This is a genomic window from Halobacterium sp. GSL-19 (genome assembly GCF_016917855.1).
Taxonomy (GTDB): Archaea; Halobacteriota; Halobacteria; order Halobacteriales; family Halobacteriaceae; genus Halobacterium; species Halobacterium salinarum.
In genome coordinates this window covers 1,109,176-1,133,514 of the sequence record NZ_CP070377.1, presented here as the reverse complement: position 1 = coordinate 1,133,514, position 24,339 = coordinate 1,109,176, and the positions used below count along the sequence as shown (strand labels likewise).

Here is a 24,339-nt window from a genome sequence, read left to right as displayed (position 1 = left end):
GTTCGTCGGCGGTCGTGGTGTCGTCGTCGGTGGCTGTCATAATGCATCGAGAAAAGCGTCGAACGCGGTGCTCTCGGGGTGGACGTGGGCGTACGTGCCCAGCGTCCGGTACTCGGTGAGTCCGTCGTGGTCGCCGTCGATGCCGTCGCCGCGCTCGACGGCGAACGCGAAGCGCGCGTCGCTGGCCACGGTGGCCGCGGAGTAGTGGAACTCGTGGCCACGCAGCGTCGCCCCGGAGCCGGCGGTGAGGGTGTCCCCGGTCGCCCGGAGCTCGACGTGGTCCAGCGCCTGGTAGCGGTCCTGCATCCGCACGTCAGCGGGCAACACGCCCGCCATCTCGGCGGTGTCGCCGTCGGTCGTCGTCAGCGATTCGGCCAGCGCCATGAGGCCGCCACACTCACCCAACACCGGCAGGCCGTCGGCGGCCCGCGCGCCCAGCGTGTCCAGGGCGGGCGCGTCGGCGAGGGCGTCCGTATGCAACTCGGGGTACCCCCCGGGCAGGTAGACCCCATCGCAGGCCGGCAGGTCGTCGCCCGCAACCGGCGAGAACGTGACCACGTCGGCGCGCTCGCGGAGGCGCTCGCGGGTCGCCGGATACGCGAAACAGAACGCCGCGTCGTCCGCGACCGCGACCGTCTGGCCGGTGTCCGGGGCCGGATCGTGGGCCGGCGGGCGCGGCGGCGTTCGCGCCACGTCCGCGATGCGCTCGGCGGCGACGTGGGCGGCGGCGGCGTCCACGGCGTCGTCGTCGATCGCCGCTTCCGAGCCCATGTGGAGGCCGAGGTGGCGGTCCGGGACGTCCAAGTCGTCCCGCGGCGGGACGCGCCCGAAGTACGTGAGGCTGTCCGGGAGGGCGTCCCGGATCCCGTCGGCGTGGCGGCCGCCGTGGGCGCGCTGCGCGAGCACGCCCGCCACGTCCACGTCCACGGATGCCTCGGCGGCGTACGCCTGGAACCCCAGGGCCGTGGCGGCGACGCTCTGCATGCCCGCGCTGGCGTCCACGACGAGCACCACCGGGAGGTCGAGCTCGCTCGCGACGCGCGCGGTGCTGGCCACGGAGCCGTCGTACAGCCCCATCATGCCTTCGACCACGCAGACGTCGCCGTCCCCCTGGTGGTACGTCCGGCGCATGCCGTCGGTCCCGGACAACCACGGGTCAAGCGACCGCGAGGGCGTGCCCACGACCGGCTCGTGGTGGCTCGGGTCGATGAAGTCGGGGCCGGCCTTCGCCGGCTGCACGTCGTGTCCGGCGTCGGCGAGCGCCCGCGCGACCGCCAGGGTCGCCACCGTCTTTCCGACGCCGGACGCCGTCCCGCCCAGCACGACGCCGTCCATCCCGCTTGCCGACTCAGACTCTGTCATACACTGAGATGATGGCGTTGCGCACCGAGTCCATTCCGATCCCGGCCTCCGCGGCGAGCGCGAGCGCGCCTCCCATCCCGACGCCCTCCTTGGCTTCGCCGTCGAGGTAGGCGGCCATCGCGGGGTGAGACTCCCGCGCCTCGAAGGCGGGGTCGGTGACGGTCACGGCGAGGTCCTGGTCGGCCGCCAGGGCGTCGATCCCCGCCGAATCGTCGCCGGCCACGAACGACGTGGTGGCGAGCGTCATCGGCTCGGTCACGCCGTCGTGGCGGACGAGCGCGCCCGCGGTCGCGAGCTGGGTGCCGCCGGCAAGCGTCACGTCGATCCCGGCGTCGAGCGCGCCCGCCGCCAGCCCGGCAACCACGGCCAACACCGGATCACCCATCTGCCGGACTGCCGCGACGGGCTCGCCCGCGAGGTCGCCCTGTTCGAGGCCGCTTGCCGCGAGCGCGTCGTCGACGACCCGCTCTTTGAGCGCCACGGGGTTGTTCGGCAGCGACGAGGACACGATCCGGGGCTCGCCCAGCGCCGCCAACACCCCCATCGCCGTCGTGGTGCCGCCCGGAATGGTCTCGGCGATCACGAGCTCGTCAGTGTGGAGGCCGTGGCCGAACTCGTAGGCGGCACTGTACGCCGCTTCGGCGTCCGGAACGGGGGTTTCATCGCGGATGTCCGCCCCGGGGCTGATGCCCGTTGTCACCGTGGGTGCGCCCGTCGGCTTGGCGAGCCCGGCGTCGATGACAAGCGACTCGAAGCCGACCAGCTCCCGGACCGCTCGCGTGATGACCGCGGGTGTCGGACACCCCGACGGGCTGACCGGCACCACGGGCGCACGGACCGTGTGGCCGTACGTCAGCAGTTCGGCGTCCGCGCTGGGCGTGTGTGCCATCAGCGCGGGATCCGCGCCGGCGGCACTGATCCCCTCGATAGCCGCCGTTCGGGTTGCGCCCGCGGCGAGTGCGAACAGCGTGTCTGGTGTTCCGGACATACGTCGTTTCAGTGTGGAGACACTCTTTAATTCGGTGGTCGATCACCCGGTCGCCGCCGGGGAGCCAGCGCAAGCTATTAGCGTCGATGGCACGACGCCGTATGCAACCACAGTTGGGTTCGGACAACCCAGCTTGCTTCACCCATGACACGCGACGCGCTCCTCTTGCTCGGCCGCGACACGCCCCACGCCCGTGAAACACTCGCGACCCACGCCCAGCGCCTCCGCGAGCGCGCCGTCGCGGACGCCGTCCACGCCCGCCACTACGACCACGAGCCCCGGCGTGATCTGCGCGGCCGGCTCACGGCCATCGACGCCGACCGCGTGTTCGCCGTTCCGATGACCACCGCCCACACCCGCGAAACCACGGTCGGCGTGCCCGCCGCCCTCCAGGCGCTCACCGACGCGACCGTGCAGTACTGCGAGCCCATCGGGCGAAGCGGCGCGGTCACGGACGTGATCCACGACCGCGCCACCGACGCCGCCGCCGACGCCCCGTCTGCGATCGGCCTCGTCACGCTGGGCGCGAGCTCGCTGCCCTACCACCGCCAGGTCGCCGAATACCACGCCGCCAGGCTCCGCGAGCGCGGGACGTACGACGATGTCGCCACCAGCCACCTCGTCCAGAACCCCGCCGTCGAATGCCTCCGGTACAACCTCAGCACCGACGACGCCGTGGTCGTCCCCGTGTTCGTCGCCGCCGGCGCGGCCACCGACCGCGACATCCCCGACCGGCTGGACCTGGCCCGCGGCGGCATCGCGTACGCCGACCCGCTGGGCGCGCACCCACGGCTCACGGACGCCGTCGAAGCCACGCTGGCCCAGCAGCGCGTGCTCGCCGACCGCGACACCACCGCCGCGACCACGCTCACGGCCACCGCGCCGGCGTTCGCCACCGACGGCGACGGCGCTTAAGCCGACCGCCGGACGGCCAGCACGGACAGATCCGAGAACGGCGTCTCCTCGCCCGCGTGGGCGGCCAGCTCCCCCAGCGTGGTTCGCGTGATCGACTCGTCGTCGTGGGTGAGCCGCTCCAACACGAGGGCGTCCAGATCCGGGGCCGCGTCCGCCGCCTCCAGGAGGTCGGCGGCGATGTCCCCCGGCATCAGGTCGAACGGCCGCGGCAACACCAGCAGGTGGCGGTCGCCCACGGCGTCCCGCAGCCGCGCCACCCCGTCGCTCACGTCGCCGCTTTTGTGCAGGGTCACGAACGCGGTGTCCTCCATGGGGGTGCGCGCCCGGCTGGCCGCCACCTGCAGCGAGGAGATGCCCGGCACCACCCGCACGGGCTCGCCCACCGCGCGCTCGACTTTCCCCAGGAACTGGTAGCCCGAGTGGTTCGGGTCACCCATCAACACCGCCGTCCCGCGTGCGCCGTCGGCCACGCGCTCGCCGAACGCCGACAGCGCGGCCTGCTCGTCGCGGTACCCACACGTCAACAGGTCGGCGTCGGTCAGATCGGCGACGAACTCCACGACCGTCTCGAAGCCCACGATCACCTCGGCGTCCCGGATCGCACGCTCGCCGCGCGCCGTCAGGAACGCGGGGTTCCCGGGGCCGATGCCGACCGCGTGCACGGCGTGGTCGCCGGCCGCCGGCTCCGGGGTCTGGGCGGCGAACGACGCCGGGTCCGGCCCCGAATCGAGGTCGTACTCCTCGCTCATGACTCCGTCAGCGAGACGTCGCCGTCCCGAACGTCGCTGGCGACGTGCACCAGCTCGTTCGTCAGTCCCGCCGCGAGCCCGCTGCCCCCGCGGCGCCCGACGTTCGTGACCGCGGGCACGCCGTACTCGGCGGCGACCTCGCGGAGCCGCGTTCGGCTCTCGGCGGCCTTCACGAACCCGACGGGCGTGGCGACGACGACGGCCGGCCGGGTGCCGTCCGCGATGCAGTCCGCCAGCGCCAGCGCCGCCGTCGGCGCGTTCCCGACGACCGCGATCGCGCCGTCGTAGACGCCCTGCTTGTCGAGTTCGAGCACCGACGCCGCCGTCCGCGTCATCCCGGTCTCGGCCGCCAGCTCGGCGCCGTTCCCGATGGCTTTGCGCACCTCGCAGTCGTGGCCCCGCCCGGTCACGCCCGCTTTCACCATCGTGATGTCGGTGACGATGGGTGCCTCGTCGAGCACGGCGCGCGCGCCCGCTCGCACCGGCTCGCCGCCGCTGAACCGCAGCAGGTGTTGGAACTCGGGGTCGCCGGTCGCGTGCACGGACTTCTGGCGGAGGCGGTCGGCGAGCGTCTCGTCGGGCACCAGCTCGCGCACCCGATCCATGCTCGTCTCCGCGATGTCTAAGGCCTTCTCCGTGGTCGCGCCGAGGTCCGCGTACGACTCGAAGTCCTGTTCGTCGTCGCCGTCCGGTGTGGTGTCAGTCGTCATGTAGTGGTGTCTCGCGTTCGTCGCCGTCGGCTGGCGTGTCGTGCTCGCCCGACGCGCGCGCCTCCAGGTCGCCCGACACCTGCAGGTGGAGGTCACGCAGGCGCTCGGCGGTCTCGTCGTCGGCCCCCCAGAGGTCGCGCTCGATCGCCTCAAGCAGCGTGTCCGTGATCGAGGACAGCGCCCACGGGTTCACGTCCCGCAGCCACTCCTGGCGGTCCTCGTCGAAGGCGTACTTCTCGGCCACGTCCGCCCAGAGCGTGTCCGAAACGACGCCCGTCGTCGCGTCCCAGCCGAGCGTCACGTCGACCGTCGAGGAGAGGTCGCCGGCACCCTTGTAGCCGTGGTCCTCCATGGAGTCCAGCCACTCCGGGTTGAGCACGCGGGCGCGCATCGCCTTGCGCACTTTCTCCTCGTTGGTGTAGACGTCGACGTTGTCCGGGTCGCTTGAGTCCCCCACGTACGAGGCCGGCTCCGCGCCGCTCTCCTCGGCGACGGCGGTGATGAACCCGCCGTGGAACGCGTACCAGTCCGAGGAGTCGAACTCGTCTTGCTCCATCGTGTCCTCGATTTTCACCGTCGCGTCGACGTTCCCGAGGCGGCGCTCGAAGGCGTCGTGGGCCTCGCTGACGCGGCCCCGCGACCCCATCGCGTAGCCGCCCCACTGGACGTAGACGTCGGCGAGGTCCGAGCGGTCGTCCCACTCGCCCTCGTCGACGGCCTTGTTCGTCCCCGCGCCGTAGCCGCCCGGCCGCGTGGTGAACACGCGGCGCTTCGCGGCCTGTTCGGGGTTCTCGACGCCCTCGGCTTCGAGTTCGGCCGCCTCCGCCTCGACGTGCTTTTTGACGTAGTTCATGTCGTGTGGCTCGTCGAGGTCGACGACGGCGTCCACGGCGTCGTGGACGACGCCGGCGGCCTGCGGGAACGCGTCCCGGAACAGCCCCGACACCCGGGTGGTCACGTCGATCCGCGGCCGGCCGAGGTCCCCAAGGGGGATCGGCTCCACGTCGTCGACCCGGCCGGCGTCCGTCCAGACCGGCCGGACGCCCATCAGACCGAGTACTTGCGCGATGGTCTCCCCGCGCGTGCGGACCGTCGGGGTCCCCCACGCGACCACGCCGACCTCCTCGGGGTATTCGCCCTCGTCTTCCTGGTGGCGCTGGGCGACACCGTCGGCGACCTCCTTGCCCACGTCCCACGCCGTTCTGGCCGGGACTTTCCGCGGGTCCAGCGTGTAGAAGTTCCGGCCCGTCGGCAGCAGATCGACGCCGCCCCGGGTGGGCGCGCCGCTCCCGCCGGGTTCGACGTACTCGCCGTCAAGGGCGTCGGCCGTCTGCGGGATCTCCGATTCCGCCCCGAACACGCGCGGGGCGGCCTCCTCGCAGATGAACGCCAACACCGCACGCAGGTCGTCGTGTGCGCCCGACTTCGCGCGGGCGTCACCGATGGTGTCGATGTCGACCACGAGGAGGTTCATGTTCACCTCGTCGTCGGGGCCGGCCGCGACGTTCGACGCCGGCACGTCGAACCCCTCGGCGGCGAGCGTCTCCACGAGGTCGACGCTCGTCTCGTACACCTCGTCGGCGGCCTCGGCGTACGTCATCCCCAGGGCCTCGCTGTACTCGCCCGGGGAGTCGAGCATCGTCCCGTAGTCGACGCCGAGCACGCCCGCGACGGACTCCCGCAGCGACGGCGCGCCCGGGTTCTCCAGGCGCGTGAGCGCCACGAGATACTCCACCAGGCGGTCGTCCGCGGGTGGCTCGCCCATCGTGTGCAGGCCCAGCCGGATCTGGGTCGTCTTCACGTCCGTGACGTACTCGTGGACGCGCTCGACCAGCGCCTCGATGCCCACGGTGTCGCCGTCCACGGCGCCCTCCGCGAGCGAGCTGCCGGCCGCGTCGGGGCCGCGAACGTCGGCTTTCTCGGATATCTCGCCCTCGATGCCGAGTTCGACGGCGAGATCGAGGTCGGCCACCTGCTCGCGGATGCGGTCCGCGATGTGGGACTCGGCGTCCGCGCCGGCTCCGGTGCCGGCCTCCCGGTAGCGCGACGCCAGCTCCTCCAACTCGGCGAGCTCGTCGTAGGTGCCGGCGTTGCTCATCACGGGCGTGAGGTAGTCGACGACCGCGGCGTACGACCGGCGCTTGGCCTGCGTGCCCTCCCCGGGGTTGTTGACGATGTAGGGGTAGACGTTCGGCAGATCCCCCAGCAGCGCGTCGGGCGCGCTCTCGGCGTCGAGGCCGACGGTTTTCCCGGGCAGCCACTCCAGGCTGCCGTGCGTGCCGAGATGCACGACGGCGTCCGCGCCGAACTCCTCGCGGAGCCACGCGTAGAACGCGTAGTAGTCGTGGGGCGGCTGGAGGTCGCTGTCGTGGTAGACCTTCTCCGGGTCCATGCCGAAGCCGCGGGGCGGCTGGACGGTCACGAGCACGTTGCCGTACTCGACGCCCGGGATCGCGAACGGCCGCTCGGGCGGCTCCCCCCACTCCGCGACGACGTTCGCCCGGAACTCGGGGTCGGTGTCGGCCCACCACGCCGCGTACTCGTCGGTCGACACCACGTCGACGCTGCGCTCGCGGACGTCCTCGGGGGCGACCCAGCGGTCGTCGAGGGTGAGCTGGCTGGTCAGCTGCTCGATCAGCGCCTGGCCCTCGGGCGGCGTCTTCCCACCGAGGCTGTACCCGCGTGCGTCCAGCTCGTCCAGCAGGTTGACCGTGCTCTCGGGGGTGTCCAGGCCGAACGCCGTCCCGATGCCGTCGTCGCTGGGCGGGTAGTTGTGGAGGACGACGGCGACCCGTTTCTCGTCGTTGTCGAGGTGGCGCAGCCGCGCCCAGTTCACGGCGAGGCTGGCGGCGTGCTCGACGCGGTCCGCGATGGGGAAGTGTTGTTTCGGCGCGGTGCCGATGCCGGCGTCGTCGTCGGTGCGCTCCTTGCCCGAGATGGGGTGGGTGATGACGTTGCCGTCGAACTCGGGCAGTGCGACCGAGAGCGCGAGTTCGAAGCCCATCACGCCGGTGTCCGCCGACTCGTACCGGGACCGCGAGCGCATCGTCGTGACCGTCTGGAGGACTGGCACCCCGAGGCGGTCGAGGAACACGTCCTCGGCGGCGTCGCCCTCGTCGCTTGCCGACCGGCCGCGCTCGTCCATCGACAGCGAGAACATGAACGAGGACACGACGGCGTCGACGACCGGCTCGCCGTCGGCAAGCAGCCACTGGTCGGTGACCCACTCGGCGTCTTCCTGCTCGTCGGTGTCGGTCGCCGGGTTGCAGAACACCGGGAGCGCGTTCGCGCCCTGGGACTCCAGGGCGTGCACGACGCCGTCGACGTAGCGGGTGTTCTCGTGGGTCCAGTGGGACTCGTAGAACCACACCGCCACCGTCGGGGCGTCGGGGTCGAAGGTCGCACGCAGGCCGTCGTAGTCGATGCCGGGGTGGTCGGGGTGATAGACGCCCTCCGTCGGGAGCGCAACGGGGTCGTCGTACGCGAACTCCGCCCCCGAGTAGCGGTCACCGAGGAACCGCAGGCAGTTGGCGACGTTCGCCGACCCCCCACGGTCGAGGTATTCGTAGACGGTGTCGCGGTCCTCGGCGGCGACGGTGGTGTCCTCGACGGCGTAGGCGTCGCCGGTGGATTTCACCACCAGCGGGACGCCGGCGTCGGCCAGCCGGGCGGTCGCGCGGTCGTACCCCGGCATGCTGTCCTCGGCGCCGTGCAGCCAGAACACGGCTGCGTCGGCGTCCGCGGCGGTGTCCAGGAACGCCTCGACGGCGGTCTCGTCGTCGAGGTCGCTCTCCGAGCGCGCGACGAGATCCACGTCGACGCGGCCGGCGGCCGCCTGGACAGCGCCGAGCTCGTTCTCGGTCGCGGTGTAGAGTGCAAGTACAGTCACAACGCTGTTAAACCTCCATTGGAGTATTACAACTATGGTTGATTTGGGACGCAGCAAAAAGCTGTCGCCCGACCGGCGTGCCGGCGCGCCGTTCCCCGCCGTCGTCGGCCAAGACGACCTCAAAACGGGGCTGCTCGCCGTCGCCGCGAACGCGTCCCTGGACGGGCTGCTCGTCACCGGCGAGAAGGGCACCGCGAAGTCCACCACCGCCCGCGCGCTCGCCGACCTGCTGCCCGACCAGCGCGCCGTCGCGGACTGCCCCTACGGCTGTCCGCCCGAGGACCCCTCCCGCCAGTGCGCGGACTGCCGGGACCGCACCGACCCGCCGGTCGAATCGCGTCCGGTCCCGTTCGTCACACTCCCCTTGGGGGCGTCCCGCGACCGCGTCGTCGGCTCGCTGTCGGTGACCGACGCGCTCGCCGGCGACGCCGAGTTCAGCCCGGGGCTGTTGGCCGCGGCCAACCGGGGGATCCTCTACGTCGACGAAGTGAACCTCCTCGACGACCACCTCGTGGACGTGTTGCTCGACGCCGCCGCCAGCGGCGTCAACCGCGTCGAACGCGACGGCGTCAGCGTCACCCACCCCGCGGAGTTCACGCTCGTCGGCACGATGAACCCCGAGGAGGGCGACCTCCGCCCGCAGTTCCGCGACCGGTTCGCGCTCCGCGTCGCCGTCGCGGGCAGCGAGGAGATCGCCGACCGCGTCGAGATCATGGACCGCGCGCTCGCGGGCTTCGACGGCGACTACGCCGCCGACACCGCCGCCGTCCGCGACCGCCTGGTGACCGCCCGCGACCTGCTGCCCGACGTCGACCTCCCCGAGTCGCTGGCCCGCGAGATCGCCGAACTCTGCCGGGACGCCGGCGTCGACGGCCACCGCGCCGACGTGGCCACCGCCCGCGCCGCCCGCACGCTCGCGGCGCTCGACGGCCGCCCGACGGTCACCGAGGCCGACATCGAACGCGCCGCGGGGTTCGCGCTCCCACACCGCCTGCAGTCCCGCCCCTTCGAGGACGCACCCGACCCCGAGGACGTCGTTGACGACCACTTCGACGACGACGGCGACCAGTCCGACGAGGAAGGCGACGCCGAGACCTCGGACGAGGCGGGCGGCGACGACCCGGAACCCACCGACAACGCCGAAGCCGACGCCGAGCCGGACGGTGACACCGGCGGGGCGGAGGCCCCGACGGGAGGCCCGGACGACAGCCAGTCCGAGGGCAGCCAGGCCCCCGCCGACTCCGAGGCCGGCGACGACCCGACGGACGGCGAGCGCGGCGACGACGAGGACACCGAAGACGCCGCGCCGCTGGTGCCCGGACAGCCCCGCGGGGACACGGTCGAACCAGGCACCGGCGTGGCCCCGGACGCCGATGCGCCGGACGCCGAGCGCGCCACCGGCGATTCCGGGCGTGCGTCCGCCACTCCGAGCCCGGACGCCCGGGGGGCGCGCGTGCGAACCGAGCGCGCGACACCCGCCGACGACGTCGACGCCGCTGCGTCGGTCCGCGCGGCCGCCGCGCGCGGCAGTGACGCCGTCGAATCGCGGGACCTCAGGCAGTCGATCAACGCGGGGTCGGCGTCCGCGCTCGTCGTGTTCGCGGTGGACGCCAGCGCGTCCATGCGGGGGCCGATGCGCGCCGCGAAAGGCGTCGCGCTCGACCTGCTCCGGGACGCCTACCAGCACCGCGACGAGATCGCCGTGGTCGCGTTCGCGGGCGACGACGCCGACGTACTGGTGCCGCCCACGGACAGCGTGGCGCTGGCCGCCCGCCACCTCAAAGACCTCCCCACTGGCGACCGAACGCCGCTGCCAGCGGGACTGCGGGCCGCCGACGACGTGCTCTCGCGCGCGGACCCCGACACGAGCGTCGTCGTCGTTGTGACTGACGGCCAGGCGAACGCCACCGACACCCCCACGGCGGCGACCCGAACGGCCGCGTCGGCGCTCGCCGAGCGGGGCGCACACGTCGTCGTCGTCGACGCCGGCGACAACGCCAGGGGGCTCACCAGCGACATCGTCGACGCCGCAGACGGTGAACGCGTGCCCCTCGACGCGCTCAGCGCCGACCGCGTCGAACACGCAGTCGGCCAGGCGCGAAAATGAGCTGTCCGCGAACTAGCACCGACCGCTCTCAGACGTGCCCGGCGTGCAGCCGGTGGGTACCACGTCGCTCGCCGTCGTCGTGGTACACGACCGGTTCCTCGACGGCCGCGACGGTGCGCCCGTCGACTGCCGCCGCAGTGACGACGCCCGGCGTGCGCCAGGCGTCCACCCGCCCGGCCGCGATGTCGTAGACGCGGACGCCGTGTCGCGCCGGGTCGCGCTCCCGGAAATGCTGGGCGACCGGCACCGCGACCCTGGCACCGTCGGCCGCAATCTCGTGTGCGAAGCCGCCCACGTCGGCGGTGAACGCGACCCCGCCGTCCCGGTCGACGCCGACCGCGGTGTGCTCGGTCGGATGCCGGGCGTCCGTCTCGCGGCCGTCCTCGGGGTACGTGTTGCCGGTGACGAAGACGGCACCGTCGCCGGTCGCGTGCACGTGGTTCGGGTACGCGTAGACGGTCTGCTCGCCGCGCTCGACGGGCCGCCCGAGATCAACGACCCACTGCACGCCGTCGCCGTCGAGGCAGTACCCGCGGTAGTCCGCGTGACTCGCCGCGACGACACCGCGGGGCGTGAGCGCGACATCGCCGACGCGCCGGTCGCCGCCCCCCGTTGGGTCCCAGCGCCGCCGCTGGGTGCCAGTCGCGGCGTCCAATACGAGCACGCCGGCCGCCTGGTCGCCCGGGCAGCGGTTGAACGCGACGGCGACGCGGTCGCCGTCCGCCGCGAGGCTGACCGGCGAGGCGTCGCTCCGGAACCGCCACGCGGGGGTGTTGTCGCCCTCGAACGCGTAGACCGCGCTCTGGAACGCCCGATCGCCGTCGGCACCGCGCTCGTAGCGCCGCACGGCCACGAACGCCCGGTCACCGCCGGCTTGGGTGGCGACATCCACGACGAACGGCAGGAAGAACCGGGTGTCTTCCTGTGGACGGCCGATGTCGCCGGCGGCCCGATAGCGCCACCTGACCGCGCCGGTTTCGCCGTCGTGCAGCCGGATCTCGCCGGCCGCGCCGCGTTCCCCGGCGACAACGCCGCCGGCGAACGGCGCCAGCGCGACGACGCTGCCGCGGTCGTCGCCGGCGTTCCGCCAGCGCTCATCGAGGGCGCCGTCGAACGCCACGACGGTGCCGTCCGGAAGCCCCGCGACGACGCCGTCGCCGGTCCAACAGACGCTTGAGCGACGGCCGAGCTGCCGGGAGCCGGCGGGCTCGATGTCGCCCAGGGGCGCGCTACTCGTCGGCGGGGAAGACATCGTGGAGCGCGTGGTGGGTCGCGCCGAGATCGTCGAGGTACGCGTCGCCGTGGTCGGCGAGCCTCGCCAGCGCCCGCTCGGCGTCCCGCACGGCGACCAGGCGGCCCCGCAGGTAGTCGTACTCGGCGTTGCTCTCGTCGGTGGCGGCGACCTCTCCTTCGAGGTCCACCAGCGCCGCGTCGAGGTGGCGCTGGAGCTCCGCCAGCGAGTCCGCCTCCGCCAGCCCCTCGATGGGGCCGTGCAGTTCGCCCTCGAGTTCCTTCTCGGCGTGCTCGCGGGCGCTCCGGTCGCTGGTGCCGAGGACGTTCATCAGCCCGAGTCGCAGTGCTTCGAGTTCGTGGCAGGTCATAGTAGCTGTGAGTCGAGATCGGAGACGATGCGGTCCCGGTCGGTGTGGGACGACACGATGCGGCCGGCGTCGTCGGGATCGACGCGCTGATACCAGACGCCATCCGGGTAGACGGCGACGTTCGGGCCGTCCCCGCACTGCCCGAGACACGAGGTGCGCGTCACCCGGAGGCTGCCCTCGTCGGCGTCGCGGGCCTCCTGGCGGAGGCGTTCGAGGACGGCGGGTGCGCCCTCGGCGGCACACGTCTGGTTCGTGCAGACCGCGACGTGGCGGTCCGGCGCGTCGTGGGCGTGGGGGTCGTCGGCGACGTCGTCGCGGTCCTCGTGGGCCTCCTGGTGGTTGAGCGCGCGCAACATCGCCTTCGCGCCGCCCACGTCCTCCTCGTAGCCGTCCAGTTCCACCTTGTACTTGCAGGTGTCACAGGACATCTCGACGCTGCCCGTCCGGGCTTCCTGCCAGCGATCCCCGAGTACGTCCAGCAGCCGCGAGTCGGTCCCCAATGGGTCGCCACAGGCCGCCTCGACGTACGGATAGTCGGCGTCGAACTCGGCGGCCCCCTCACGGATGCGGCCCGTGAGCACGCCGTCGCCGAGCATGTACGGCACCACCACGACGGCGTCGGGCCGGTGTTTGGCGACGTCGTGCAGCGTCTCGTCGAGCGTCGGCTCGGTCACGCCGATGAACGTGGCGTCCACCCGGGAGAACCCGCGGCCCTCGTACAGCAGCCGCGCGAGCTTGTGGACGTCGGCGTTCGCGTCCGGGTCGCTGGACCCGCGGGCGCACAGCACGACCGCCACGTCGTCGGCCGCGCGGTCGACGCCCAGGTCGGCCTCCACGCCGGCCGCGCGGTCGTCCAGCAGGTCCACGATGGCGGGGTGGACGCCGAGGTGCGAGCCGTTGTTGAACTCCACCTCGGGGTGCTGGCTGCGGGCGCGCTGGAGCGCCGCCGGCACGTCGTTTTTGACGTGGCTGGCCGCGAACAGCGACAGGTGCACGACCGAAATGTTGGCGACGGCGGGCGCGAGCGCGTCGATGGCGTCCGGGATGGTGGGCTCCGCAAGCTCCAGGAAGCCGGCGTCGACGGGAACGCCCAGCCGCCCTTCGAGGTCGGCGGCGAGCGACCGCACCTGCTCGTTGGACGCTTCGCGGCGGGAGCCGTGCCCGACCAGCAACACCGCCTCGTCGTTCAGACTCCCGGCCGGGCTGTCGGTGCGGCTCACGGCGCGTCGACCTCCGGCAGCGATGCGTCCACGGCAGTGGCCTGGTCGAGGCTGCGGCGGAGCTTCCGCCGGCGACTGGGCGCGTACAGTCCGGAGTCAGCGCTGCCCTCGTAGAGCCACGCCCCGAGCGCCGGGACGGCGTCGTCGTCGACGCTGAAGTAATAGCCCGACGACGACTCGGCGGGCTCCTCGTAGGGCGTGGCCACCGCCAGCCCGTCGAGCAGCGACTGCACGGTCGCCAGCAGCGCCCGGTCCTCGTGGACGAACGACAGCCCGACTGTGCCCGCCGAGGACTTGAAACAGACCGTTCCACAGGCCTCCACGAGCCCGCGCAACAGCTGGCGGTCGTGGGCGGCCAGCGCGTCCAGCCGGTAGCCGCCGGCGCTGTCATCCATCGGGAGGCCGAACGCCGCCCCGGCGCGGGTGGCGAGATCACCGAACACTTGGACGGTGTACTCGTCCTCGCGGCGCGTGATCGAGGTGTCGTGAGCGTACGCGCGCTCGCGGACCTCGTGGCTGGGCTGCTCGCCACCCCCGATGACGGCCAGCGTCTCGGCGGCCGCCTCGTCGCTCATCGTCACCGTCACGCAGGACTCCGTGAGCGTTCCCGCCCCCGCGACCGCCCCCCAGAAGTACGCCGTCTCCGGGTGGGCTTCGAGCATCGACTCCGGGGGCGTGATGTCGTCGGCGGTCATTCGTCGGCCTCCACGGCGTCGACGCTGATGGCGTCGAACGGGCACGCCGCCGCCGCGTCCTCGGCGTCGGCGACGCGCTTGTCGTCGTCGAACTCCCCGACGACGGTCTCTTTCGTCCGCTCGACGGTGCCGTCGTCGGCGTCCAGGGTCGCCAGCCCCGCGTCGTCCTCGACGAACCGCGAGTCCCGGGTCAGGCACGCGAACACGCCATCGCAGGCCTCGCGGTCGATTGTCACGCGATACATCAGTAGTCGTATTTGGTCTCGTAGCCACGCGGCGTGACCATGCGGTCGTCGAAGACGTACGTCTCGGCGTTCCCGATCACGACCGTCGTCGTCATGTCGATGAGGTCGGTCTCGCCGTAGGATTCGAGCTCGCCGAGCGTCGTGATCTCCACTTCCTCGTCCTCGCGGCCGGCCCCGTGGACGATGCCCACGGGCGTGTCGGCGTCGCGGTGCGCCAGCAGGATCTCACACGCCTTCTGGAAGTTCTCGCGGCGCTTGCGGCTCCACGGGTTGTAGATGGAGATCGTGAACTCCTCGCTGGCGACGGCGTGCAGCCGGGACTCGATCTCGGGCATCGGCGTCAGGTGATCGGACAGCGAGATGCTCACGGAGTCGTTGACCAGCGGCGCGCCCAGCCGCGCCCCACACGACTGCGCGGCGGGCACGCCCGGCACGACCTCGAAGTCCAGCATCGACGGCGTCGCGCCCTTCGACTCGGTGATCTCCAGGGCCAACCCCGCCAGCGCGTAGACGTTGGGGTCGCCGCTCCCGATGATGGCGACGTGGTTGCCGGCGAGCGCGCGGTCGACGGCCTCCTCGGTGCGCGAGACCTCCCCGCACATCGGGGTGTCGTAGATCTCCTCGGCGTCGTCGGTGATCTCGTCGGGCAGCAGATCCACGTACGTCGTGTACCCGACGATGTGCTCGGCGTCCGCCAGCGCCGCCGTCGCGCGGTCGGTCATGCCCTCGGGGCGACCGGGGCCCAGCCCGACCGCCACGAGGCTGCCGGGGTCGGCGTCGAAGTCGTCGACGGTCGCGGAGACCGTCTGCTCGTTGCTGTCGGTGTCGCTCGACGCGCCGCAGCCCGACGAGTCGCTGCTCCCCGACGCCCCGCCACAGCTGCTGGCCGAGTCGTCGGTGTCCGTCGTGGATCCGCCACAGCTGCTGGCCGAATCGTCGGTGTCCGTCGTGGACGCGCCACAGTTGCTGGTCGAGTCGTCTGTCGTGGTGGTGTCGTCAGTGCTCATTAGAAATCCTCCACGTCACGCCCGCCGCGCGGGGTGACGAGATGCTTCCGGTGGTCGTTCTCCCAGACTGCCGTCTCGTCGGTGCCGATGAGGATCGACGCCCCCATCCCGCCGACTTCCCCGCTGTGGTCGGTGACCGACCCCAGCGTGGTGATGGTGTGCGTTTCGCCGTCGGTGTTCCGGCCGGCGTCGCCGCGGCCGGCGTCGTTGATGATGGCCACGGGCACGTCGTCGGCGCGCTCCTCGCGCAGCACGCCGATGGCGCGCTCGTAGTCCCGCCAGCAGTTGTACAACACGACGACGAACCCGCTGATGGCGGCCGCGCGCAGCTTCTCCTCGATCTCCGCCCAGCCCCGCCACTTGTCCGACAGCGAGATGGTGCAGAAGTCGTTCGACAGCGGCGCGCCGAGGTTCGCCGCGCCGCCGAGCGCCGCCGTCACGCCGGGCACGATCTCGATGGGCACGTCGTACGCGGCCTCCTCCTCGGCCATCAGGTAGACCAGGTCGGATTTCCCGTAGACGTTGGGGTCGCCCCCGGAGACGTGGGCCACGTCTTCGCCGTCGCGCACGCGCTCGAAGGCCTCCTTCGCCAGCTCGATCTGCCGCCCCATCGTCGAGCGCACGACCTCCTGGTCGGGGCGCTCGCCGGCGTCCGCGGGCGGCAGCGTGCCGTCCCGCCGCAGGAACTCCTGGTAGAGGTTCGACGCGACCACGCAGTCGGCGGTCCGCACCACGTCTTTCGCGCGCTGGGTCATCCCACCCGGCAGCCCGGGGCCGATCCCGACGACGTACAGCGTGCCGTAGTCGGCTGCTTCGTTCGCGTCGCTCATTTGCCCACCGCCACGGTCACGGCTTCGTCGTAGCGTTCTTTCTCCGCGAGCAGCTCGTTGTCGCGGCCGCCCGCGATCGCGGACGCTTCCGCGATGCCGGGCCAGCCGATGAGCTCCTTCGACCGGGAGGGGGTCGGCCCCTCGTGGGCTTCCAGTGTCTCCTTCTCGAAGGCCACGACGCCGAGTCCGAGCGCTTCGGCGGCTGCCAGCAGCCCCTCCTCGTCGGCCTTCCGGGTGCCGGTGGCGACGAACTCCACGTCGTCGAGGTCGTAGTCGGTGGCCGCCAGGCTCGCCGCCCAGGCGTCGCGGAACTGCTGTTCGTCGGCACCGGAGACGCTGCCGGTGCCGAGAACGACGCCGTCGTCGCTGTTGCGCTTCAGCACGGTCACGTCGTCGCCGACGACCACGGCCTGTGGCCCGTCGAGTCGGGCGACCGGCCCCAGGTTCTCGTCGAGGACCGCGAGGTTCGTGGCGACCGTTGAGTCGCCGTTCACCACGTGGGTGTCAAGCGCCTTCGCGCGCTCCTCGACGCCCTGCTTGCCGGCGGCCTCGGAGGCGGTCGTCATCGCCGGCACCGCCCCCATCGACGCGAGGTCGTCGGCGACCTGGTTCGCGCCGTGGTGGCCGCCGGTCAGCGGGATCGCCCACGTGAGCGCCTCGTCGACGACGACCACTGCGGGGTCCTCCCACTTGTCGTCGAGCAGCCCCGCGGTCTTCCGCATCGCGATCCCCGACGCCATCAGGCCCACGAAGCAGTCGTACTCCCCCCAATGCTCGGCGAACACGTCGCCGTGGTAGTCGAGGATGTCGATGGAGTCGTAGCGATCCCCGATGCCAGCCACGATCTCCGCTGCGGTGTCTCGTTTCCGCTCGAACGCCACGATGGCGATGTCCTCGGCGACCTCGCCGTCGGAGTCCGGCGTCGAACAATGCCCCCCGGAGTCGTCAGTCTCGGTGTCGTTGTCAGTACTCATTGGTCGGTGTCGCTGCCGCGGTTCGCCCAGTCGCCGTAGAGATACGACCGCTCGTAGCCCGCGCCGGCCCCGGCGTCGCCGATCACGGCCAGCGCCGACGCGCGGTAGCCGGCGTCTTCGACGCGGTCGCCGATGGTCTCGATGGTGCCCTCGATCACGTCCTCGTCGGGCCACGAGGCGTGGTAGACGACCGTCACCGGCGTCTCCGGGTCGTGGCCGTCCGCCAGCAGGCGCTCCATGACGTCCGGGATGGCGTGCGTGCCGAGGTAGATGCAGGTCGTCACGTCGCCCATCTCCACGAACTCCGCGATGTGGTCGTCCTCGGCGTCGAGGGTCTTGCCCTGCGGGCGCGTGAACGCGACGTGGTTGGCGGTGCCGTTCAGGGTCAGTTGCGTGCGCAGCGTCGCCGCCGACGCGAACGCCGACGTGACCCCGGGCACGATGTACGTCGGGACGCCCTCCTGTTCGAGGGCGTCCATCTGCTCCAGCGCCGCGCCGTAGATCGCGGGGTCGCCGCTGTGGAGGCGCACGACCGTGTCGCCGTCCTCGTGGGCGTCCCGCATCAGCGGGATCAGCGCTTCGAGGTCCTTGCCCACCGAGGAGACCGTCTCGGCGTCCGCGCAGTACTCGTCCAGCAGCTCGCTGTTCACCAGCGACCCCGCATGGACGACGAGGTCGGCGTCCTCGACGAGCTCCTTGCCGGTGACCGTGAGGAGGCCGGGGTCGCCCGGCCCGGCACCGATGAACGGGATGCCGGCTTGGGTGTCGCCGGCGGTGTGGTCGTACACCCTGGCGTCGCGGCCGCGCTGGCGCTGCTGGCTGGCGGCGTCGATGGCGTCCTGGGGCGTCGCGTCCTCAGGCATCGCCGGCCACCTCGGTGTCGTCGAAGGCCGTCGCGCGGTCCTTCTGGAGGGTGTCGCGCTCGGCGTACGCCAGCGTGTAGTAGTCCCGGTCGGCGATCTCCGCGGGGTCGCGCGTGACCGTGGTGTCGCCCTGTTCCATGTACAGCCGGCGGCCGTAGGTCACGTCGTAGCCGGCGTCCACGAGCCCCTCGTGGGTGGCGGGCGCGTCGGTCACCTTGAACAGGATCATGCGGTCGGGGCCGGTGGGGGATGCGCCCTGTGCGGCCTCCCGCAGCGCCAGGCCCGCGCCGGCGTCGACTTCCACGCCGAGCGCGGTGGTGAACGCGCTCACCGCGCTGACGCCGGGCACCGTCTGGACGTCGATGTCCGGGTGGAACGCGTCGAGGGTTCGCCGGAGGTGGCCGAACGTGGAGTAGACGTTGGGGTCGCCGAGGGTCGCGAACGCCACGTCGCCGTCGCGGGCACGGGGCGCGACCTCGGCGGCGGCGTCGCGCCACGCCGCGCGCAGCTTCTCGGGGTCGCTGGTCATGGGGAAGTCGAGGTCGCCGATCCGGGAGTCGGGGACGTGGTGGGTGGCGACGGTGCGGGAGAGTCGCCCCGGCGAGTACACCACGTCGGCGGCTTCCAGGGTGCGCTTCCCGCGCAGCGTCAGGAGGTCGGGTTCACCGGGGCCGAGCCCGACGCCGTAGACGGTCATCGGTCGGCCTCCGTGTCGCCGCTGGCGCTCCCGACGAGCATGTACACGGGGTTCTCGGAGTCGAAGGAGGTCGCGCCGGCGAGCTCGTAGCCGTGGCTCACCTGGAACTGCACGACCTCCGTGAGGATGTCGCGGTCCCGGAACGCCTGGGTGGCTGCGCCCGCGACTTCCAGCCGGGAGACGTTCATCACGATGCGGTCGACGCCGGTCTCGGCGGCGTGATCCAGGACGGCGTCGTAGTTCCGGCTGCCGCCGATGAACAGCGCGTCGGCGTCGGCGGGCAGTTCGGCGGGCGCTTCGGCGTTGCGCAACTCGACGGCGTCCGCGAGCCCGTTGGCTGCGAGGTTCTTGCGTGTGGTTTCGAGGCGGTCGGCCTTGCGTTCGAGCGCGGTGACGCGGCCGGCGTCGCGAGCGGCGGCGATGGTCACGGCGCCCGTACAGGAGCCCACCTCGACGAAGTGGTCGTCGTCGGTGAGTGCGAGCTTCGACCGAACGACCGCTCGGACTTCCGGTTTCGTCGGTCCCGCTTTGGCGTCGTGCGGGAGCTGTGTCTGTGCCATCGGTGGCACAACGTCAGTAGCACCCAAAACAATTTTGATTGTATTAGGGAAAGTGAGCTTTCTTAGATGGGCGCGAGCGCCCCCGACGCCGGCGGTTACACAAAACTACTTGAATTGGGGTCGTCTGAACTTGCAGTAATGGTCGAATCACGGGCGAACGGGGACTTGGGCGTGCTCCGGAGCAAGCGCAACGCCACGCGGTACCAGATCCTCGTGGAGATCGCCGAGCGACAGCCGGCGGTCAGCCAGCAGGAGATCGCGGACGAGATCGGGGTCACGGCCCAGGCGGTCAGCGATTACCTCGGCGACCTCGTCGAGGAGGGGCACGCGCGCAAGCACGGACGCGGGCGATACGAAGTCACCAAGGAGGGCGTCGACTGGCTCATCTCCCAGACCGACGACCTGCGGACGTTCGTGGAGTACGTCTCCGAGAGCGTCCTCGAAGAGGTCGACGTCGACACCGCCGTTGCTGACGCCGACATCGACGACGGCGAGCGCGTCTCGCTGTCGATGCACGACGGCGTCATGCACGCCACCCCGGGTGCTGATGGCAGTGCAACGGCGGTCGCGGTCACCGGTGCCGCGGCCGGCCAGGACGTGGGGACCGCCGAGTTCGACGGGATGCTCGACTACGAGCCCGGTGAGGTGACGGTGCTGTCGACGCCGGTCGTCCAGGACGGCGGCAGCGGTGCGCTCCCGGACGACGCCGTGACCGCCCGGCTCGCGGCCCACGACATCGTCGCGGCCGCCGGCGTTGAGGCGCTCGTTGCAGTGCGGGACGCCGGCAGCGAGCCGGACATCCGGTTCGGGACGGCAAGCGCCGTTCCCGCCGCAGCGAGCCGGGGACTGTCGGTGTTGCTGGTGGTGACTGCCGACCGCCTCTCCGAGCACACCGACCCGCTGCGGGAGCGCAATCTCGGCTACGAGGTCGTCGGCCCGGGCCTGGACTGACCGGCGGACTGGCGACAGACGTTTGTATCGTGGCACACTATGACAAGGTGTGTTAACATACCTCACGATAGCGGCTGGTGAGGCGTGATTCCCGTGTTCGCACCAACCGCCGACACGACGACAGCCCACGACCTCGTCGCCGCCGCTCAGCGCCTCTACCACACCGCCCACCACGACACCGGGGCGTCGGCGCTGTTCGACTCGCTTGCCGCCCTCGACCAGTCCATCCTGGACACGCTCGGCGACGACGAGTCCGCCGCCACCGCGTTCTGGCTGAACGTCCACGGCGCGCTCGTCGAGCGCGCACGCGCCACCGGCCAGCACGCCCGCCGGATCGCCGGCACCCGCCGCACCGCCGCCGACATCACCCACGACATCCTCCGCGCGGACCGCTGGCGCCACGGCCTGGGCTACCTCCCGGATCCGTTCCCCAGCCCGTTCGCCCGCCGCTACCGCCTCGACGAGCTCGACGAACGCGTCCACTTCGCGACGCGCATCGCCCGCCACGCGCCCGGCCTTGCGGTGACGTTCACCGCCGCCAACGTCGACGCGCAACTCGACGCGCTCACCGACACCTACCTCGATCACGCCGCCGACTACAACCCCGACGCACAGGTCGCACGCGCGCCCCGTGTCTGCCTGTGGTACCGCGGCGACTTCGGCGGCGCGAGCGGCATCCGCTCGCTGCTCGCGGCCCACGACGTGATCCCGGCGGACGCATCGCCGCGCCTCCGATACGTCACGCCACCGACTCTCACGCTCCCGGACCACGACCCCGCTCCCGCCCGCAGCGACCCCCAGTAGTCGCGCCGCCGCGGGACGAACACATTTGGGCGCGCCGCCCGAAGCACCGCCATGACGCTCACCCTCTACGCGTTGGACGGCTGCCCGGACTGCGAATCGGTGATCGACACGCTGGCCGCGGACGACATCGACCACGAGACCGTCCACGTGGACGCGCGCCACTCGGCGCGCAACGCGGTCAAGCGCGCCAGCGGGCAGCGCAGCGTTCCCGTCCTCGTGGACGACGACCGCGGCGTGGTGATGGCCGACAGTCAGCGCATCCAGACCTACGCGGCGGTGACCCTGGCGTGAAGATCTACACGAAGCGCGGCGACGACGGCGACACCGACCTCCGGACGATGGACCGCGTCTCGAAAGCCAGCCCGCGCATCGAAGCCTACGGCACCGTGGACGAACTCAACGCCGCGGTCGGTGCCATCCGCCCGACGGACATCGCCGACCTCGACGCCTGGCTCCGGGAGGCACAGAACCACCTCCACGTCGTGCAGGCGGACTTCGCGAACCCGGAGCCCGAGCCCGACGACCCACAGATCACCGCCGAACACGTCACCCACGTCGAGGAGTGGATCGACGACTGCGAGGCGCGCCTGGACCCCCTGGAGTCGTTCATCCTGCCCGGGGGCAGCGAGGCGGGCGCGGCGCTGCATCAGGCGCGGGCGGTGTGCCGGCGCGCCGAGCGCCGCGCGGTCGCGCTCCAGGACCACGAGCCCGACGACGCGGTCAACGACACCGCGGTGGCGTACCTGAACCGGCTGTCGGACGCGCTGTTCGTGTTCGCGCGGCTGGCCAACGACGTGGCGGGTGTTCACGAAGAATCGCCGTCGTACTGATCGCGTGTGGACAACAGCAGGATGATGCCGACGCCCCTCTCCAGGGACGGCGAGGTGCCGACGGTCTCTGCGGCTGGGACAGACGCGGACGGGCTGTCGGCGACGCCCGCCACACAGGTTTTAGGTATACCTAAAGATACTAAAGTCCTGTGGTGGTCACCGCCACCACCGCTCGGGGAACGCAAGCCTTAATGCTGCCCTCCGGGTACGAACTACTGTCCGGGTCGGTGGTCTAGTCCGGTTATGACGGCTCCTTCACACGGAGCAGGTCGGCGGTTCAACTCCGCCCCGACCCACTCAGTCGCTTAACGCTCCTGAGTGACAGCTCTCCGCTGTCTCAGGCCTTGATTCAGTAATTCCCGTAGGGGGACCTGTCTTCAGGTAGAGGAGAAGAAGTCAAGCGAGTTGTTGGCTCCTTCTCACCACAACGCTGTATGGCGATTGTACCAGAAGGAAATACTCGTGTAAGGATGGTAAGTGTTTCAGCTTAACCAACGACACACCTCGAAACAGGCAGGTATTGGTTAAAGTGAACTTCGTGGAAGGGTGTTTGCACCGCTCACGCGGTAGTTCGAGACGCTTCCGCTCTGCCGTATCAAGGGAATCATCGGCCCGAAGTTCGGAGATGGAATCCCATTCGGCCAACTCGTCATCGGCTTGTGACTGCCGTTCTCTCATTTCATCAATCAGCAACTCCCGCATCTCCTCGATGGAGAGGAAATCCTTAATCTGCGAAGCATCGCCGTCTGCAACAAGAATAGTAATTCCGTCCATCAGTTCGCTTCCTCGACATATTCCTTCAGTTGTAGAAGGCGTGTCAATGTTGCTTCGACCGAGCGACCCTCTTTTTTACACTCACATACGCCAAAAACACACATACCATTAGTATTACTACTTTCTAACACTGACAAGTCGTACTCCTGCTGTCCCTCTACTCAGGTATATTAACACCGCCCCTACTTAAACGAATACTGCATATGAATCAGACTTACGCCATACTGTATATATGGAATCAACTCCTTGTAGGCTACTGAATTTTCGAATTATATTTCCAAGGCACTTGCTGTACAGTGGTTATACTCTCACTCTGGTTGGAATGGTTTTATAAATCTACACCTCGTCAGTCAGGTATACGATATGTCAGACCCAGAGCGCTACAAGATTGGAAAAATTGACCTTCCTGAAAGCGAACTTCCATCGGTTGAAGAAGTGAAGAGTGAGATTGATGCACTTGATGACGAGTTCGAGATGGTCCGCCGGGTCGAGGATGACCCAGTTTCAGGAGGCGAATTGGAGTACCGTGAGAAAGGTAGAACAACCTACCTTGGAGACAGCCACGGAGAACTTTCCTTCTGCCACTTTATATATTCGGCAGACACAGAGAACAGTATCGTCGTGAGGAACGAGGAAGGTGAGGAAGAAGAACGCAATCAGCCTGAACTGGTCCGTCCCCGTGTTTTCTACTTCGAGAATGGGATGTTTGCCTTTGAGTCAAAGCAAGACTTAGTAGACCCTTGGATTCCAAGTTTCATCGGGAAGTTGACAGATACCGGTGCTCTAGATAATTCCCGAATATTCTCTTTCAACCAAGAAATAATGAAAGATTTCTACGAGAGTAGAGATAAAATCACTGTTTTTAAATTTTCCTCTCTTGATGACGAAGAATTTGAACCAGATACTCCGTTAGCAGAAGCACTAAATGAACTGACGGAAACGGTGGAAAGTCAGCAATTCAGTGGTGGAAATGAGGGCAAGAATCTCAAGGGAACCAGTCTTGTAGATGAGGCCGCTGAAAAGATGTTTATCGAGAAACTCCACGGGTCACACGAAGACAGCCTAACGATGAACATCCTGGAATCAGGGATATACGTCGTGGCTTGGAGTGAATCCGACTGGAGCGAGCCAATCGAGACTGGCACTCGTGCTGAGGCCATATTTAATCGGCTCGCGCCGCAGGTTCGTAGGCTGGCATAATTCCACTTGAACCGCAGGAGTTCTACTTGCAGTGTCATCATTTGTTGTGTTGAAAATTCATCGTCGAAACATTTGAGTGATGATACTGGATTAGACACCATCCAGGACCTTGGTCACCGCATCTCTGGTACTCGGAGGGAAGCTCGTGAGGCGGTTGAAAACCTTGATAACTACCCCTCTCCGGCTGGGCAGTGACCTACTACTACAGGCAGGCAGGTACCGAGCAAGTCGGCGGTGAGACGTGCAGGAACGAGCGACGGAGGAGCGAGAGACGAACGTCGAATCTCATTAGAGTTGACCGTCGCAGCGAAGCAAGACGCATCAACTCTAATGCAGGTTCAACTCCGCCCCGACCCATTACTTCGCTG

At 69.8% G+C, this 24,339-nt stretch carries 24 protein-coding genes and 1 tRNA gene; 8 read left to right on the top strand and 17 right to left on the bottom strand.

The annotated features are described in order from the left end of the window. Positions 1-36: 36 nt before the first annotated feature. Both JT689_RS07730 and JT689_RS07725 read right to left on the bottom strand, forming a co-directional pair. A complete protein-coding gene (locus tag JT689_RS07730) occupies positions 37-1,335 on the bottom strand; it encodes a cobyrinic acid a,c-diamide synthase (RefSeq protein WP_205251895.1) in 1,299 nt (432 codons plus the stop codon). A gap of 13 nt (positions 1,336-1,348) precedes the next feature. Beyond that, positions 1,349-2,350, bottom strand: coding sequence for a nicotinate-nucleotide--dimethylbenzimidazole phosphoribosyltransferase (locus tag JT689_RS07725; protein ID WP_205250864.1), 1,002 nt, complete (start codon positions 2,348-2,350; stop codon positions 1,349-1,351). Between the two features lie 144 nt (positions 2,351-2,494). On the opposite strand from JT689_RS07725, the gene JT689_RS07720 reads away from it, so the two are divergent. Next, positions 2,495-3,265, top strand: coding sequence for a sirohydrochlorin chelatase (locus tag JT689_RS07720; RefSeq protein WP_205250863.1), 771 nt, complete (start codon positions 2,495-2,497; stop codon positions 3,263-3,265). Here JT689_RS07720 and JT689_RS07715 read toward each other — a convergent pair. The 3 genes from JT689_RS07715 to cobN are packed head-to-tail and all read right to left on the bottom strand — an operon-like array spanning position 3,262 to position 8,613. Beyond that, positions 3,262-4,014 carry a cobalt-precorrin-7 (C(5))-methyltransferase gene (locus JT689_RS07715; RefSeq protein WP_205250862.1) on the bottom strand — a complete coding sequence of 251 codons (753 nt, stop codon included), beginning with the start codon at positions 4,012-4,014 and terminating at the stop codon, positions 3,262-3,264. The genes JT689_RS07720 and JT689_RS07715 overlap by 4 nt on opposite strands. Next, entirely contained in the window at positions 4,011-4,724 is a 714-nt protein-coding gene (locus JT689_RS07710; protein ID WP_205250861.1) for a precorrin-8X methylmutase, read from the bottom strand. The genes JT689_RS07715 and JT689_RS07710 overlap by 4 nt, the downstream gene beginning before the upstream one ends. Further along, positions 4,714-8,613: a cobaltochelatase subunit CobN gene (cobN, locus tag JT689_RS07705; protein ID WP_205250860.1), complete on the bottom strand. Its 3,900-nt coding sequence runs from the start codon at positions 8,611-8,613 to the stop codon at positions 4,714-4,716. Before cobN ends, JT689_RS07710 begins: the two co-directional genes overlap by 11 nt. Before the next feature lie 34 nt (positions 8,614-8,647). On the opposite strand from cobN, the gene JT689_RS07700 reads away from it, so the two are divergent. After that, positions 8,648-10,720, top strand: a complete 2,073-nt coding sequence (locus JT689_RS07700; RefSeq protein ID WP_205250859.1) for a VWA domain-containing protein — start codon at positions 8,648-8,650, stop codon at positions 10,718-10,720. Positions 10,721-10,748: 28 nt separating this feature from the next. On the opposite strand, the gene JT689_RS07695 is transcribed toward JT689_RS07700, so the two are convergent. From JT689_RS07695 to cbiT, 11 genes are read right to left on the bottom strand one after another with little or no spacing between them, the layout of a single operon-like run. Further along, the gene (locus JT689_RS07695) at positions 10,749-11,972 is read right to left on the bottom strand and encodes a transcriptional regulator (protein ID WP_205250858.1); all 1,224 of its coding nucleotides are present in this window, start codon (positions 11,970-11,972) and stop codon (positions 10,749-10,751) included. After that, positions 11,950-12,321: a DUF3209 family protein gene (locus JT689_RS07690; protein ID WP_010903140.1), complete on the bottom strand. Its 372-nt coding sequence runs from the start codon at positions 12,319-12,321 to the stop codon at positions 11,950-11,952. Before JT689_RS07690 ends, JT689_RS07695 begins: the two co-directional genes overlap by 23 nt. Further along, positions 12,318-13,541, bottom strand: a complete 1,224-nt coding sequence (locus JT689_RS07685) for a CbiX/SirB N-terminal domain-containing protein (protein ID WP_205250857.1) — start codon at positions 13,539-13,541, stop codon at positions 12,318-12,320. The genes JT689_RS07690 and JT689_RS07685 overlap by 4 nt, the downstream gene beginning before the upstream one ends. Further along, positions 13,538-14,236, bottom strand: coding sequence for a cobalamin biosynthesis protein (locus JT689_RS07680; protein WP_136361494.1), 699 nt, complete (start codon positions 14,234-14,236; stop codon positions 13,538-13,540). The genes JT689_RS07685 and JT689_RS07680 overlap by 4 nt, the downstream gene beginning before the upstream one ends. Continuing rightward, positions 14,233-14,481 carry a ferredoxin gene (locus tag JT689_RS07675; protein WP_205250856.1) on the bottom strand — a complete coding sequence of 83 codons (249 nt, stop codon included), beginning with the start codon at positions 14,479-14,481 and terminating at the stop codon, positions 14,233-14,235. The genes JT689_RS07680 and JT689_RS07675 overlap by 4 nt, the downstream gene beginning before the upstream one ends. Continuing rightward, on the bottom strand, positions 14,481-15,488 hold the full coding sequence (gene cobJ, locus JT689_RS07670) for a precorrin-3B C(17)-methyltransferase (protein ID WP_205250855.1): 1,008 nt from the start codon (positions 15,486-15,488) through the stop codon (positions 14,481-14,483). The genes JT689_RS07675 and cobJ overlap by 1 nt, the downstream gene beginning before the upstream one ends. Further along, entirely contained in the window at positions 15,488-16,318 is an 831-nt protein-coding gene (locus JT689_RS07665) for an SAM-dependent methyltransferase (protein WP_136361492.1), read from the bottom strand. The genes cobJ and JT689_RS07665 overlap by 1 nt, the downstream gene beginning before the upstream one ends. Then, on the bottom strand, positions 16,315-17,292 hold the full coding sequence (gene cbiG, locus JT689_RS07660) for a cobalt-precorrin 5A hydrolase (protein WP_136361491.1): 978 nt from the start codon (positions 17,290-17,292) through the stop codon (positions 16,315-16,317). The genes JT689_RS07665 and cbiG overlap by 4 nt, the downstream gene beginning before the upstream one ends. Continuing rightward, positions 17,289-18,155: a cobalt-precorrin-4/precorrin-4 C(11)-methyltransferase gene (locus tag JT689_RS07655; RefSeq protein ID WP_010903133.1), complete on the bottom strand. Its 867-nt coding sequence runs from the start codon at positions 18,153-18,155 to the stop codon at positions 17,289-17,291. Before JT689_RS07655 ends, cbiG begins: the two co-directional genes overlap by 4 nt. Then, positions 18,148-18,852, bottom strand: a complete 705-nt coding sequence (locus JT689_RS07650) for a cobalt-factor II C(20)-methyltransferase (RefSeq protein WP_010903132.1) — start codon at positions 18,850-18,852, stop codon at positions 18,148-18,150. Before JT689_RS07650 ends, JT689_RS07655 begins: the two co-directional genes overlap by 8 nt. Further along, the gene (gene cbiT, locus JT689_RS07645; RefSeq protein WP_010903131.1) at positions 18,849-19,412 is read right to left on the bottom strand and encodes a precorrin-6Y C5,15-methyltransferase (decarboxylating) subunit CbiT; all 564 of its coding nucleotides are present in this window, start codon (positions 19,410-19,412) and stop codon (positions 18,849-18,851) included. Before cbiT ends, JT689_RS07650 begins: the two co-directional genes overlap by 4 nt. A gap of 138 nt (positions 19,413-19,550) precedes the next feature. On the opposite strand from cbiT, the gene JT689_RS07640 reads away from it, so the two are divergent. The 5 genes from JT689_RS07640 (at position 19,551) to JT689_RS07620 (ending at position 22,293) form a co-directional block, all read left to right on the top strand. Beyond that, on the top strand, positions 19,551-20,363 hold the full coding sequence (locus JT689_RS07640) for a MarR family transcriptional regulator (protein ID WP_010903130.1): 813 nt from the start codon (positions 19,551-19,553) through the stop codon (positions 20,361-20,363). A 93-nt stretch (positions 20,364-20,456) separates the two neighbouring features. After that, positions 20,457-21,167 carry a DUF547 domain-containing protein gene (locus JT689_RS07635; RefSeq protein ID WP_229373349.1) on the top strand — a complete coding sequence of 237 codons (711 nt, stop codon included), beginning with the start codon at positions 20,457-20,459 and terminating at the stop codon, positions 21,165-21,167. A 51-nt stretch (positions 21,168-21,218) separates the two neighbouring features. Beyond that, positions 21,219-21,458 carry a glutaredoxin gene (locus JT689_RS07630; RefSeq protein WP_010903129.1) on the top strand — a complete coding sequence of 80 codons (240 nt, stop codon included), beginning with the start codon at positions 21,219-21,221 and terminating at the stop codon, positions 21,456-21,458. After that, the gene (locus JT689_RS07625) at positions 21,455-21,997 is read left to right on the top strand and encodes a cob(I)yrinic acid a,c-diamide adenosyltransferase (protein WP_205250854.1); all 543 of its coding nucleotides are present in this window, start codon (positions 21,455-21,457) and stop codon (positions 21,995-21,997) included. Before JT689_RS07630 ends, JT689_RS07625 begins: the two co-directional genes overlap by 4 nt. 221 nt (positions 21,998-22,218) lie before the next feature. Further along, positions 22,219-22,293 (top strand) — tRNA-Val (locus tag JT689_RS07620). Positions 22,294-22,393: 100 nt separating this feature from the next. On the opposite strand, the gene JT689_RS07615 is transcribed toward JT689_RS07620, so the two are convergent. Further along, complete coding sequence (locus JT689_RS07615) at positions 22,394-22,771, bottom strand: hypothetical protein (protein WP_205250853.1); 378 nt, start codon at positions 22,769-22,771, stop codon at positions 22,394-22,396. 363 nt (positions 22,772-23,134) lie between these two features. Between JT689_RS07615 and JT689_RS07610 the strand changes: the two genes are divergently transcribed. After that, positions 23,135-23,971 carry a hypothetical protein gene (locus JT689_RS07610; RefSeq protein ID WP_205250852.1) on the top strand — a complete coding sequence of 279 codons (837 nt, stop codon included), beginning with the start codon at positions 23,135-23,137 and terminating at the stop codon, positions 23,969-23,971. Positions 23,972-24,339: the final 368 nt, after the last annotated feature.